General features: G+C 60.1%; 13 protein-coding genes. 5 read left to right on the top strand and 8 right to left on the bottom strand.

Going from position 1 to position 11,936, the window contains the following annotated elements:
* Window positions 1–66: 66 nt before the first annotated feature.
* The 4 genes from AB9N64_RS25775 to AB9N64_RS25760 form a co-directional block, all read right to left on the bottom strand.
* Window positions 67–999: a 3-keto-5-aminohexanoate cleavage protein gene (locus AB9N64_RS25775; RefSeq protein WP_019818448.1), complete on the bottom strand. Its 933-nt coding sequence runs from the start codon at window positions 997–999 to the stop codon at window positions 67–69.
* Window positions 1,000–1,066: 67 nt separating this feature from the next.
* Entirely contained in the window at window positions 1,067–1,855 is a 789-nt protein-coding gene (locus tag AB9N64_RS25770) for an SDR family oxidoreductase (RefSeq protein ID WP_371359767.1), read from the bottom strand.
* Entirely contained in the window at window positions 1,852–2,574 is a 723-nt protein-coding gene (locus tag AB9N64_RS25765; protein WP_014717458.1) for a GntR family transcriptional regulator, read from the bottom strand. Before AB9N64_RS25765 ends, AB9N64_RS25770 begins: the two co-directional genes overlap by 4 nt.
* Before the next feature lie 210 nt (window positions 2,575–2,784).
* A complete protein-coding gene (locus tag AB9N64_RS25760) occupies window positions 2,785–2,931 on the bottom strand; it encodes a hypothetical protein (RefSeq protein WP_014717457.1) in 147 nt (48 codons plus the stop codon).
* A gap of 197 nt (window positions 2,932–3,128) precedes the next feature.
* Here AB9N64_RS25760 and AB9N64_RS25755 point away from each other — a divergent pair, with 197 nt between their 5' ends.
* Window positions 3,129–4,436: an MFS transporter gene (locus AB9N64_RS25755; RefSeq protein ID WP_014717456.1), complete on the top strand. Its 1,308-nt coding sequence runs from the start codon at window positions 3,129–3,131 to the stop codon at window positions 4,434–4,436.
* Window positions 4,433–5,191, top strand: coding sequence for a substrate-binding domain-containing protein (locus AB9N64_RS25750; protein ID WP_168224226.1), 759 nt, complete (start codon window positions 4,433–4,435; stop codon window positions 5,189–5,191). The genes AB9N64_RS25755 and AB9N64_RS25750 overlap by 4 nt, the downstream gene beginning before the upstream one ends.
* Here AB9N64_RS25750 and AB9N64_RS25745 read toward each other — a convergent pair.
* Entirely contained in the window at window positions 5,183–6,085 is a 903-nt protein-coding gene (locus AB9N64_RS25745; protein WP_020301045.1) for a LysR family transcriptional regulator, read from the bottom strand. The genes AB9N64_RS25750 and AB9N64_RS25745 overlap by 9 nt on opposite strands.
* Window positions 6,086–6,295: 210 nt before the next feature.
* On the opposite strand from AB9N64_RS25745, the gene AB9N64_RS25740 reads away from it, so the two are divergent.
* Together AB9N64_RS25740 and AB9N64_RS25735 are read left to right on the top strand one after the other, a co-directional pair.
* Entirely contained in the window at window positions 6,296–6,700 is a 405-nt protein-coding gene (locus AB9N64_RS25740; protein WP_014717453.1) for a type II toxin-antitoxin system ParD family antitoxin, read from the top strand.
* On the top strand, window positions 6,697–7,050 hold the full coding sequence (locus tag AB9N64_RS25735) for a type II toxin-antitoxin system RelE/ParE family toxin (protein WP_014717452.1): 354 nt from the start codon (window positions 6,697–6,699) through the stop codon (window positions 7,048–7,050). The genes AB9N64_RS25740 and AB9N64_RS25735 overlap by 4 nt, the downstream gene beginning before the upstream one ends.
* Before the next feature lie 18 nt (window positions 7,051–7,068).
* Here the strand turns inward: AB9N64_RS25735 and AB9N64_RS25730 are convergent, their stop codons facing one another.
* The 3 genes from AB9N64_RS25730 to AB9N64_RS25720 all read right to left on the bottom strand — a co-directional run bounded on the left by AB9N64_RS25730 (window position 7,069) and on the right by AB9N64_RS25720 (window position 10,747).
* Window positions 7,069–8,121 (bottom strand): histone deacetylase family protein, encoded by a 1,053-nt coding sequence (locus AB9N64_RS25730; RefSeq protein WP_371359766.1) that lies wholly within the window; start codon window positions 8,119–8,121, stop codon window positions 7,069–7,071.
* A 65-nt stretch (window positions 8,122–8,186) separates the two neighbouring features.
* A complete protein-coding gene (locus tag AB9N64_RS25725) occupies window positions 8,187–9,419 on the bottom strand; it encodes a Zn-dependent hydrolase (protein WP_014717450.1) in 1,233 nt (410 codons plus the stop codon).
* Window positions 9,420–9,430: 11 nt separating this feature from the next.
* On the bottom strand, window positions 9,431–10,747 hold the full coding sequence (locus AB9N64_RS25720; RefSeq protein ID WP_014717449.1) for an MFS transporter: 1,317 nt from the start codon (window positions 10,745–10,747) through the stop codon (window positions 9,431–9,433).
* Window positions 10,748–10,904: 157 nt separating this feature from the next.
* On the opposite strand from AB9N64_RS25720, the gene AB9N64_RS25715 reads away from it, so the two are divergent.
* Window positions 10,905–11,846, top strand: a complete 942-nt coding sequence (locus tag AB9N64_RS25715; RefSeq protein WP_014717448.1) for a LysR family transcriptional regulator — start codon at window positions 10,905–10,907, stop codon at window positions 11,844–11,846.
* The last annotated feature ends 90 nt before the right edge of the window (window positions 11,847–11,936 follow it).

Genomic DNA, 11,936 nt, shown 5'->3' with positions numbered 1-11,936 from the left:
TATTGTTGTTGTGCGGGAATGTCGGCCACGTCATGACGCGGCCTTTTTGTCGATAAATAAACGGGATCAGAAATTGACCTGGTCACGCCCCTTGAGCCCGAGGATTTCCCGCGCTTCATCGGGCGTGGCGACGCGGTGGCCGAGAGCCTCGATCACCGTGCGAATGCGCCGTACCTGGTCGGCATTCGAAGCCGCCAGCTTGCCCGGCCCGTCCCACAACGAATCCTCCAGGCCCACCCGTGCGTTGCTGCCCATGGACAGGCCCATGGTCGCCAGCGGGATCTGCCCACGCCCGGCACCGAGGATCGACCACACGTAGTCATCGCCAAACAGGCGGTCGGCAGTGCGCCGCATGTGCGCCAGGTCTTCCGGGTGCCCACCGATGCCGCCACGCAGACCAAACACCGACTGGATAAACAGTGGTGGTTTGAGCAGGCCGCGTTCCAGGAAATGCGCGGCGGTGTAGAGGTGGCCGATGTCGTAGCACTCGATTTCAAAGCGGGTGCGGTTATCGGCACAGGCATTGAGGATGTGGGCAATGTCGCGGAAGGTGTTGCGAAAGATCCGGTCGTCGCTCTCTTCCAGATACGGGCGTTCCCAATCGTGCTGGAACTCGGTAAAGCGGTTGAGCATTTCGTACAGCCCGAAATTCATCGACCCCATGTTCAACGAGGCCAATTCCGGCTTGAACTGCATCACCGGTTGCAGGCGCTCCTCCACGCCCATAGTCGGCGCGCCGCCGGTGGTGATGTTGATCACCACGTCACTGGCCGCCTTGATCTGCGGCAAAAATTCGGCGAACAGCGCCGGGTCCTGGCTAGGGCGCCCATCAATCGGGTCACGGGCATGCAAGTGCACAATGGCCGCGCCAGCTTGGGCGGCGCCGATGGCTGCGTCGGCGATTTGCTGCGCGGTGATGGGCAAATGCGGTGACATCGACGGCGTATGAATGGCGCCGGTAACAGCACAGGTAATGATGACAGGGCGATTTTTGGGCATGACGATTCTCCGACTTTTATTCTTATGAAAAAAATCCTGGGTGCAGCGCGATATGTGCTTGCGTGGCTTACAGGTACTCGACGTTACCGTCGACACTGATCGCCTGGCCGGTCACGTTGCGTGCGGCGGGCGAACAGAGGAACAAGGCCATGGCAGCCACGTCTTCGGCGGTGACCATGCGCTTGAGGGAGATCTTGTTGAGGTATTCCTGGCGCATCTGAGCTTCGGGCACGCCGAGTTGCTCAGCGCGGGCGCGGATCACACCGTCCATGCGCGGGCCTTCGACAATGCCGGGCAGCAAGGCGTTGACGCGGATGTCGCTCTCGCCCAACTCCGAAGCCAAGGATTTCATCAGGCCGACAATGGCCCATTTGGTCGCCGCATAGGGCGTACGCCACGCGTAGCCTAGCCGCCCCGCCACCGAGGCGATATGCAGCAAATGGCCGTGGGACGATTCCTTGAGCAGCGGTACTGCGTAGTGGGCAAAGCGGTATTGGGCCGTGAGATTGATGTTGATGGTGGCTTGCCACTCGGCGTCGCTGATGGTGTCGATACCTCCCGTAGGCCCCGCAATTCCGGCATTGTTGACCAACACGTCCAAACCGCCGAACTGCTCGCGCTGCACCTTGAATACCGCCTCGACCTGCGCGGCATCGCTGACATCGGCGCGGGTCGCGACGCTGCCAGGGTATTTATCCCGAAACGCCGCCAGCGCCGGCTCGCTCACATCACACACATGCACTTGGGCGCCGGCTTCCATATAGGCCGCGGCCAACACTTCACCAATGCCGGCAGCCCCGCCGGAAATCAACACACGTAACCCAGGATAAGGCTGTAGCCGTTGTAGGACACTCATGCACGTTTACCTCCTGATACAGACGACCGCGCACGGTCGTTTTTGACGAGCAAGCGCGCCAGGGAATCGGCGGCCTGCATGATGTCGTCGGTCACCGCTGCCCGCGCGCCGGCGCCATCGCGGGCAGCCAGGGCTTCAACGATGCGCGTATGCGCTTCCATCGAACGTTGCAGGTGGGCTTTATCGGGGGCGACCAGGGCAAAACACGGCCCCATGTGCAGCCAGAAATTCTCCACCGCTGCCATGGTCAATTCGGCCTGGGCCACTGCATAAATGCGACGGTGAAAGGCGAAGTTGGTCCACAGGTAGCGGGATACGTCGACCTCATCGGCGGCGTGTTGCATCTGGTTGCACAGATCGGTGATTTCGTCGAGGTCGTGTTTTTGCAGGAGCAGCACGGCTTTTTCCGCCAGCAAGCCTTCAAGGGCTACCCGCGTGTCGCGAATTTCACGCAAGCGTTCGGCGGTCATCAAACGCACTCGCAGGCGGGAAGTTTCGGTGACTTCAAAGGCGTTTTCGGCGCTCAGGCGTTGCAACGCTTCACGTACCGGCATGGGGCTGGAGCCGAGCGCTTCGGCGAGGCCACGGATGGTGAGTTTCTGGCCAGGCTGGAAACGGCCACTCATCAGCGCTTCGCGGATCTGGCGGTAGACCTGGTCTTGCAGGGTATCGCGGGACACCTGACGCAAGGTGGGCAGGAGGAGCGGACCATCGGTCATGAGGCAAAACCTGTGTTGTGGTTGTTATGGCCTCAATATGTGATCACAAATCAAATATGTCAAATGATTTCCCGCCAATGAGCGTGAGCACATAGACATGTGGGAGCGGGCCTGGCCGCGATGCAGTGGGTCAGTCACACATTGGTTGACTGACACACCGCCATCGCGGGCAAGCCCGCTCCCACAATTTGACCGCGTTTGACCTGTTACTCAGGGTTTGAGCGGACGCTCCTGGTCACGCTCGGAAAGCTCGGTGCCGTCGTCCGGATGCTTCCAGGTTTGCGGCTTTTCTTCTTCAGGCTTCTGCCGATGCTCTTCACGCTCCGGCTCGTGGTGCTGCTTCTGTTCGTTCCCCATAAAGGTCTGCGCCCATAAGAATTGGATACAGCTTCAAGCATAGAACACAGCAGGCTGTTTTGAAGCTGGCCCAGATTGATAGCAAATACGCATCAATTCATCCAAATTAGTCACTTATCATTTCTAAATGTGTCAGCCACTATCCCAAGTCTTAAGCGAAACAAGCACTTTAAAAAGAACGCTGGAGACACAAAACCATGACGACCCCTTCCCGGCCTGCGGCTGCCCCCTCCAAAGTAGGCGCTGTATTGCGCGTTACTTCGGGCAACTTCCTCGAACAGTTCGACTTCTTTCTGTTCGGTTTCTATGCCACCTATATCGCTGCCGCGTTCTTCCCGGCCGCTAATGAGTTTGCGTCATTAATGATGACCTTCGCCGTGTTCGGCGCTGGCTTCCTGATGCGTCCATTGGGCGCGATCATTCTGGGTGCCTACATCGACGACGTGGGCCGTCGCAAAGGCTTGATCGTGACCTTGTCGATCATGGCCAGCGGTACGCTGCTGATCGTACTGGTGCCCAGTTATCAGACCATCGGCCTATGGGCACCGTTTCTGGTGCTGTTGGGGCGCCTCCTGCAAGGCTTCTCGGCCGGCGCGGAGCTGGGTGGCGTGTCGGTGTACCTGTCCGAAATGGCTACGCCGGGCCGTAAAGGCTTCTACACCAGCTGGCAGTCGGGCAGCCAACAGATCTCCATCGTCGTCGCCGCGGCCCTGGGTTATGGCCTGAACGTGTGGATGGAACCTGCGGTGGTGGCCGATTGGGGCTGGCGTATTCCGTTTGCCGTCGGTTGCGTGATCATTCCGTTTATCTTCGTGTTGCGTCGCAACCTGCAGGAAACCGAAGAGTTCGCCAACCGCAAGCATCGCCCGACCATGCGTGAAGTGATGGCGACCCTGGTGAAGAACTGGACCGTGGTCATCGGCGGCATGCTGATGGTGGCCATGACCACCACCGCGTTCTACCTGATCACTGTGTACGCACCGACCTTCGGCAAAACCGTGTTGCACCTGAGCACCTCGGACGCCCTGCTGGTGACCTTGCTGGTCGCGATTTCGAACTTCTTCTGGCTGCCAATCGGCGGCACGTTAAGCGACCGCTTCGGCCGCAAACCGGTGCTGATTGCCATGACAGTGCTGACTGTCCTTACGGCTTATCCGGCATTGTCCTACGTGGTCAACGCACCAAGCTTTGCGCACATGCTGGAAACCCTGCTGTGGTTCTCGTTCCTGTATGGCATGTATAACGGCGCGATGATCCCGGCGTTGACTGAAATCATGCCGGTGGAAGTGCGTGTGGCGGGTTTTTCCCTGGCCTACAGCCTGGCGACAGCAGTGTTCGGTGGCTTTACCCCGGCGATCTCCACCTGGTTCATTCACATCACTGAAGACAAGGCTTCACCTGCGTATTGGATGATCTTTGCCGCGCTGTGTGCATTGTGTTCGACCCTGGCGTTGTATCGCCGCGCCAATACCCGTGGCCAAGTCCTGCAGGAGGCCGCGCAATGAAGCCGCTGCTCAAGACCCTCGCCGCTGTCGTCCTCGGCACCCTGGCGCTGGCCGCCCAGGCTGAGCAACTCAAAGTCATGACCTCGGGCGGCTTCACCGCCGCGTATAAGTTGCTCGGCCCGCAATACGCCGAGCAAAGTGGTGACACCCTCGAGACCATTCTTGGCCCGTCCATGGGCAAGGCGCCGGAAGCGATTCCCAACCGCCTGGCCCGTGGCGAGCACGCCGATGTGGTGATCATGGTCGGCTATGCCCTGGACGAATTGATCAAACAAGGCAAAGTCGACCCCGCCTCCCGCGTGGAATTGGCGGACTCGCGGATCGGCCTGGTGGTGAAGGAAGGTGCGGCCAAACCTGCGATCAATACCGACGCCGAGCTCAAGGCTGTGCTGAGCCAAGCCAAGTCGGTGGCCTATTCGGATAGCGCCAGCGGCGTGTATGTCGAGAAGCAATTGTTCAAGAAACTCGGCATGCCGGCCAAGGGCACCATGATCGAACGCGTGCCGGTGGGCGAGCAGGTGGCCAAGGGCGATTACGAGGTCGGCTTGCAACAAGTGGCGGAGCTGTTGCCAGTCAAGGGTGTAACGTTTGTGGGCAAGATCCCGGAAGACGTGCAGTCGGTGACGCGCTTTGCCGCGGGCATTCCGGTAAACGCCGAACACCCGGAGCAGGCCAAGGCGCTGTTGCAGTTCATGGCATCGCCCGAGGCCCAGCCAGAGGTGCAATCCACCGGCCTGGACTCGGTGTCACGCTGACCGGAACGGCATCTCCCGCACCAACCGCTCCAACTCCAGCGCCGCCGGTGGCAATGTCCGCCCGCGGCGCTTGATCAAGCCCACATTGCGCAGCACCTGGGGCTCCACCAGCGGCACACTGACCAGAATCGGGTGAGTGTGCGCCGGCATCGCAATCGACGGCACCATCGCTACGCCCAACCCTGCCTCCACCAGCCCGATCATCGTGGTCACGTGGTGCGTCTCGCAGATACTCGGCTTTTTCACCCGCACCCCTCGCAGGGCCTGGTCGAGCAGGAAGCGGTTGCCCGACGTCTTATCCACCTCGATGTAGTCATGCTCATAGGCCTCGGTCCAGCTCACGCTGTCACGCTCAGCCAACGGGTGGTCACGCCGACAGGCCAACACATAGCGCTCCTGCAACAGCAACTCGAATTCCACCTCATCGGCCAGGCTGCCGCTGAAACTCACACCAAAGTCCGCCTCGCCGCTGGCCACCGCATTGCACACCTCGCCGGCACTGGCATCCAACACCCGCAGGCGAATCTTCGGGTACAGCTTATGGAATTCGGAGATCACGTGGGGCATGAAGTAGTACGCGGTAGACGGCACGCAGGCGATGGTGACGTTGCCCATGCGTGTGGACGCGACGTTGCTGATGCCCATCAAGGCGATGTCCAGATCATCGAGCATTCGCTCCACCTGGGGCAAAAACGCACGCCCGACCATGGTCAGGCTGACCCGCCGCGTGGTGCGTTCGAACAGCTTTACATCCAGCGCGGATTCGAGCTTTTCGATACGCCGGCTGAGGGCCGGTTGCGAGATACGGATGGCCTCGGCAGCGCCACGAAAACTGCCCTTGTCCACCACGGCGCGGAAGGCTTGGAGGTCGTTGAGGTCGAAGTTGATGATCACGGGAGGCTGGCCAAAGGTGGTCGAGGTGACAAGCATTATCGTATGGGAGCCGGTGGGACGCCATGTATGCCGAGACGGTTTGCCGAGATCATCCTGTTACACATATGAAGTCATACATATCAGCAAGTTATCGGCCGCCTGCGGCCACGCGATCGCCAAAACGGGTCAATACTTGGGGCCTGACCTACACAACTGGAGACGTAGCAACTCATGGAAACCTACCCCTTCTGGATGGACGACGAGTCGCCGGGCATCGGCATCGATCAGTTGCTTCTTGCATCGCGCCAATGGTCGAGTAGGATTGAATCCTACTCAACCCTGGCGGATAACCCCATGCGCTCAACCCAGCAAATGAGCATCACCTTGCCCCTTGAAATGGCTGCCATGGTCAAAGCCAAGGTGGCTGCTGGCGAATATGCCAGCGAAAGTGAAGTGATTCGCGATGGCCTGCGGGCGTTGCTGGCGCGTGATCGTGCCATGGAAGATTGGCTCAGAGACGAAGTCATCCCAGCAGCGACCGCCCTTGAGGCGAAGCCTGAGCTTGGGTTATCGCCAGAACAGGTCCGCGAACATATGGCCGCCAGACGACGGGGCAAAGGCACAGGGCAAGCGTGAGCTACTCGGTAGTTTTTTCGCCCGAGGTCTTGGCGCAGCTCGATGCCCTCGAAGACTACATCAGCGATGTGGGCTCCCCTCTTGTAGCGGTGCGTTTTATCGACAATCTTGTCAGCTACTGCGAAAGCCTTGCCCTGTTTCCCTTGCGCGGCATGCACCGTGACAACCTGCTGAAAGACTTGCGCATCACTCACTATCGTCGCAGCACCATTATTGCGTTCAGGGTGAAGCCTGACTTCAAAACGGTATCGATAGTGGGGGTGTTTTACGGCGGGCAAGACTACACGGCGTTGTTGCATGCAGATGAGAACGAACACCCGACAAGGGCTGAAAAGCCTGCTGAAAACTGATCAGCAGGCTTTTAGCGTTCAATCACCCTTTAGCGAAGGGCCTGATAGCGCGTTCCACGCCGTTGGTGCACCGAAAAACGCCTGGGCATTACTGTCCAACGTTTCCAAGTGATACCCGCCTTCCTGCACGATCACGCAGGGTAACCCCAGCGCGCGGATGCGGGCTCCCAACCGCGCAAAGCCTTCCCGCGTCACCGCGACTTTGCTTTGTGGGTCCAGCTCGTAGATATCGAAGCCCAATGACAACACCAGCACATCCGCCGAAAAGTCCTTCACCGCTGCCAGGGCCTGCTCTAGCTTTTCGAAGAACACCGCTTCGCTGGCACCATGGGGCATCGGCAGGTTGCGGTTATACCCCTCGCCGGCGCCACTGCCTTTTTCCTCGGCAAAGCCTGCCACGCCAGGATAGAAGTTGGTCGGGTCGCCGTGGATCGACACATACAGCACGTCGTCGCGGTCGTAGAAAATTTCCTGGATGCCTTGGCCGTGATGCATATCGGTATCGAGCACGGCGACACGCTGGAAACCTTGGCGCAGTGCTTGCGCAGCCACGGCCGCATTGTTGATGTAACAAAAGCCACCGGCCGCGTCGAAGCGGGCGTGATGGCCCGGGGGCCGGCACAAGGCGTAGGCGGCAGGGGCGCCATCGAGGATGTCTCCCGCTGCGGCGATGGCGCTTTGGGCTGACCAATAAGCCGAGCGCCAGGTCAACTCACCGATGGGGCAACTGCCATCGGCCAGGTAGCGTGCCGCCTGGGCCAGGATGCCGCGCAAGGCATTGGGTTCACGCACGAAGATGTTGGACATGACTTCGTCGCCCCAGTCTTCGGGGATTTCTTTCCAGCGCTGGTGAGCTTCTTGAAGAAAAGCCAGGTAGTCGCCGCCGTGCACGGCGAGCAACGGATCCAGACCGTAGTCGGCCGGTTGCTGGATATCGAAGCCCAGGGTTTGCGCAGCCAGCAACAGGTTGCGCGCGCGCTCGGGAACCTCCTGGGGCGTGCGCATCTGGCCGCGGGAGTAGTAACTACGTGGGTGATGCAGGAGTTGTTCGGGGTGGAAAAACGCCTTCATGAGTTGCTCCTGAATAAACACAAAACCTGTGGGAGCTGACTTGCCTATGGGCATGGCGTCAGCCTTCAGACATGAACGCGCCCGGCGCGTTTCAAGACGGCGTTGAGCAAGACATCGGTGCCCTGGCGCACATCGTCGGGCAAGACATCTTCGGCTTCGTTGTGGCTGAGGCCGCCAACGCAGGGGATGAAGATCATGGCGGTGGGACAATAGCGCGCCAGGTGAATCGCATCGTGGCCGGCACCGCTGACGATGGTCTGCTGGCTGTAGCCCAAGCCGTCCACCGCAGCCTGCACGCAAGCCACGCATTCGGCGTCGAACGGCGTGGCCGGGCTGATCCAGTGAGGCGTGATGGTGACGCTCAGGCCACGGTGGTCAGCGATAGCCTGCAGGCGTGCACGCACTTGCTGCTCCATGGCGTCGATGTCGGCGTCGCGGTGATGGCGCAGGTCGACGGTAAAATTGAGCAAGCCAGGAATGGTGTTGCGCGACGACTTGGCGATGCTCAGTTCACCCACAGTGGTGAGACCCTGCGGGGCAAAATCGGCAGCGAGGTTTTCCAGGGCCTGGATCATTTTCGCCGCGCCGTACAGCGCATCTTTGCGCAACGGCATCGGCGTGGTGCCAGCGTGCGCGGCCATGCCTTCGACCCGCACATCGAGCCAGCGAATCGCTTGACCACCGGTGACTACGCCGATGCTGTTGGCGTTGTCTTCCAGGATCGGGCCTTGCTCGATATGCGCCTCGAAATACGCATCTACTGCGCCACCCAACGGGCGCTCACCGTTGTAGCCGATGGTGCGCAACGCCTCGTTCACGCTGATACCGTCTACATCGGCGGTTGCCAGTGCCTTGTCCAGGGCGAGCGTGCCGGTGAACACCGCCGAGCCCAGCATGGCCGGGGTGAAACGGGCGCCCTCCTCGTTGGTCCACACTGCAATTTCCAACGGCTTGCGCGTCTGGATGCCGTGGTCGTCGAGACTGCGGATCACTTCCAGGCCAGCCAACACGCCGTACACCCCATCGAAGCGTCCACCTTCGGGCTGGGTATCCAGGTGGCTGCCCATCATCACAGGGGCTGCGTCCTTATCGGTGCCGCCGCGGCGGGCGAACAGGTTGCCAATAGCGTCCACGCTCAACGTCAGGCCAGCGGCTGTACACCAGTGGCTGAACAGCTCACGACCGGCCTTGTCTTCAGCGCTCAATGCCAGACGGCAGCTGCCACCGCGTGCCGTCGCGCCGATCTCGGCCATGTCCATCAGGCTATGCCACAGGCGCTCGCCATTAATCTTCAACATTACTGACTCCCTCAACTGTGTGCCATTTCCAGGCGGTGAGCCGTGGCGTGGCGGCGGGACAAGGCCAGCACGCACACCAACGAGACCGCCGCGATCACGCTGTAAAACACTGCCATCGGCCACCATTGGCCAAGGTATTGATGAGCCAGCCAGGTGCCGATCAGCGGCGTCAAACCACCGGCCAACGCGCCGCATACCTGGTAGGCGAGGGAAATCGCGGTGTAGCGCACACGGGTTTCAAACAGGCCGCTGACAAAACCTGCGATGACGGCGTAGAACGACGCCATGCACACCACCGCCAAGGCAATGCCGAGGATGATCAAGGGCGCCTGGCCGCTGCTGACCAAGACGAACATCGGATACGGCGAAGCCATTGCCAGTACACACATGGCGCACAGGAACCGCGTAGCGCCGACCTTCTCCGCCACCCAGGCGGCCAATGGCTGAACGCAGAACTGGATAATGGCAACGAAGAACAGGCATTCCAGGATCAGCGATCGCGGTAGGTCCAATTGCTGAGTGCTGTAGGCAATCATGAAGGTGTTAGTGAAATACACGCCGGCAATCCCCAACGTATTGGCGCCAATGCACAGCAATAGCGGGCGCCAAGCGGTCTTCAGCACTTCGAGGACGGGGGCTTGGTCTTTTTTAATAGCACGGGCCTTTTCCGCCAGGGCCTTGTCTTCAAGGAACTCCGGCGACTCGTTCACACCCAGGCGAATCGCCAGGCCGACCACTAGCAGTAAGGCGCTGGCCAGGAACGGCAGACGCCAGCCCCAACTGAGCAGGTCTTCTTCCGGCAGACGAGTGACGGCGCTGAACGCCAGCAAGGACAGAATCAAACCGGCCGGGCTGCCCAACTGCGCGAAAGATGCAAAGAAGTTACGTCGCCCCTTTGGCGCATGTTCCCCGGCCATCAACACCGCCCCACCCCACTCGCCGCCGACCGCAATGCCCTGCACCACTCGCAACAGTATCAGCAGCACTGGCGCGGCAGCGCCGATCTGCGCATAGGTCGGTAACAGGCCGATGCACACCGTCACCACGCCCATCATCACGAGGGTAATCACCAGGGACTTCTTGCGCCCGATGCGGTCGCCGATATGGCCAAACACGATGCCGCCCAACGGCCGTGCGAAAAAGCCCACGGCGAAGGTGCCGAAGGCGGCCATGGTGCTGAACAGTTTATCGTCGGAAGGGAAGAACAGCTGACCGAACACCAGCGCGGCGGCGGTGGCATAGATGTAAAAGTCGTACCACTCGATCATGGTGCCGATAAAGGCGGCGGCCGCGGCACGGCGAGGCTGCGGCGAAGCGGAAGGCTTCATGGGGCTGGCTCCTTTGGTTATTTTTTTGGCAGGAGAAGATCAAACCAGTGCGCTCTGGTGGCGCTCGTTAAGCCCGATTTTTCGGCCTGGGGCTATGATTAGTCAATTTTCTATTTATTATCTTAATTATAAAAACTGCTTATTATCGAGCGATGCCATGCCCGAATCCCGCCGCGATATTCACCCCCTGCTCAACGACCGCCTGGACTGGAACCTGCTGCGCACCTTCCGCGTGATCGGCCAGGAACTGAGCATCAGCCGCGCTGCTGCCCGCCTGCATCTGACGCAACCGGCGATCAGCCAGGCGCTCAAGCGCCTGGAAGAACAGCTGGATTGCCAGCTCATCTTGCGCCGTGGCCCGCGCTTCGTACTCACCGAGGCGGGTGAACAGATCTTCGCCATTGCCGGGGAGATGTACGGCCAGGTTTCGCAGATGAGCAACGCCCTGCAAAAGCCGGGTGATGAAGTGATCGGCAAAGTGCGCTTGCTGATGATCAGCCGGATTAATTCCGACACTTTCGATGACTTTCTCGCAGGCTTTCATCGCGAGCACCCACGGGTAGACCTGGAGGTCGAAGTGATGCGCAGCTCCGACATCGTTGCCGCCCTGCTGGAAAAAACCGCGACCCTGGGGCTCAGCCTCAACCGCCGGCCACAACCGCGCCTGGAACAGCATCTGTTTCTGCGTCAGCGTTATGCATTTTTTTGTGGGAAACACCACCCATTGTTCGGACGTACAGGTTTGGTCGAAGGGGATCTGCAATCGGAAAATTTCGTGAGCTTTACCAGCGACCAGATTGGCGGGATGCTCTCGCCGCTGACTATTTTCCGTGATCAGCAAGGGTTCGGCGGGCGGATTGTGGCGTCGTCATCCAGTCTGGAAGAAGTGCGGCGCCTGGTGATTGCCGGGTATGGCCTGGGATGCCTGCCGGTGCATGTAGTGGCCGAAGATGTGCAGAACGGGCTGCTCTGGCGGCTGCCGCCGGATGAGGGCATTGCGGATGTGGATATTCACGTGCTGTGGAATCGGGAGCAGAAGATGAGTCGGGCGGAGGGGGTGTTTATTGAGTGCCTTTTGGAGCGGTTGGCCAGAACATAATTGGCCGCATCCGAGTGCGCCAAAAAGCAGTTACAACTCACCGGATGCGCACCGAAGCGCGCACGGCTAGGATTGCAGCGAACTAAGCCA

The organism is Pseudomonas sp. KT_2_4 (genome assembly GCF_041410225.1).
GTDB lineage: Bacteria > Pseudomonadota > Gammaproteobacteria > Pseudomonadales > Pseudomonadaceae > Aquipseudomonas > Aquipseudomonas paracarnis.
Note: the sequence above shows the minus strand (reverse complement) of the source record. Positions and strands in the feature narration are given on the sequence as shown.

Coding starts and splice junctions, on each gene's coding strand:
- AB9N64_RS25775 (WP_019818448.1), bottom strand. CDS start 999: ATGCCCAAAAATCGCCCTGTCATCATTACCTGTGCTGTTACCGGCGCC.
- AB9N64_RS25770 (WP_371359767.1), bottom strand. CDS start 1,855: ATGAGTGTCCTACAACGGCTACAGCCTTATCCTGGGTTACGTGTGTTG.
- AB9N64_RS25760 (WP_014717457.1), bottom strand. CDS start 2,931: ATGGGGAACGAACAGAAGCAGCACCACGAGCCGGAGCGTGAAGAGCAT.
- AB9N64_RS25730 (WP_371359766.1), bottom strand. CDS start 8,121: ATGAAGGCGTTTTTCCACCCCGAACAACTCCTGCATCACCCACGTAGT.
- AB9N64_RS25765 (WP_014717458.1), bottom strand. CDS start 2,574: ATGACCGATGGTCCGCTCCTCCTGCCCACCTTGCGTCAGGTGTCCCGC.
- AB9N64_RS25720 (WP_014717449.1), bottom strand. CDS start 10,747: ATGAAGCCTTCCGCTTCGCCGCAGCCTCGCCGTGCCGCGGCCGCCGCC.
- AB9N64_RS25750 (WP_168224226.1), top strand. CDS start 4,433: ATGAAGCCGCTGCTCAAGACCCTCGCCGCTGTCGTCCTCGGCACCCTG.
- AB9N64_RS25740 (WP_014717453.1), top strand. CDS start 6,296: ATGGAAACCTACCCCTTCTGGATGGACGACGAGTCGCCGGGCATCGGC.
- AB9N64_RS25715 (WP_014717448.1), top strand. CDS start 10,905: ATGCCCGAATCCCGCCGCGATATTCACCCCCTGCTCAACGACCGCCTG.
- AB9N64_RS25755 (WP_014717456.1), top strand. CDS start 3,129: ATGACGACCCCTTCCCGGCCTGCGGCTGCCCCCTCCAAAGTAGGCGCT.
- AB9N64_RS25725 (WP_014717450.1), bottom strand. CDS start 9,419: ATGTTGAAGATTAATGGCGAGCGCCTGTGGCATAGCCTGATGGACATG.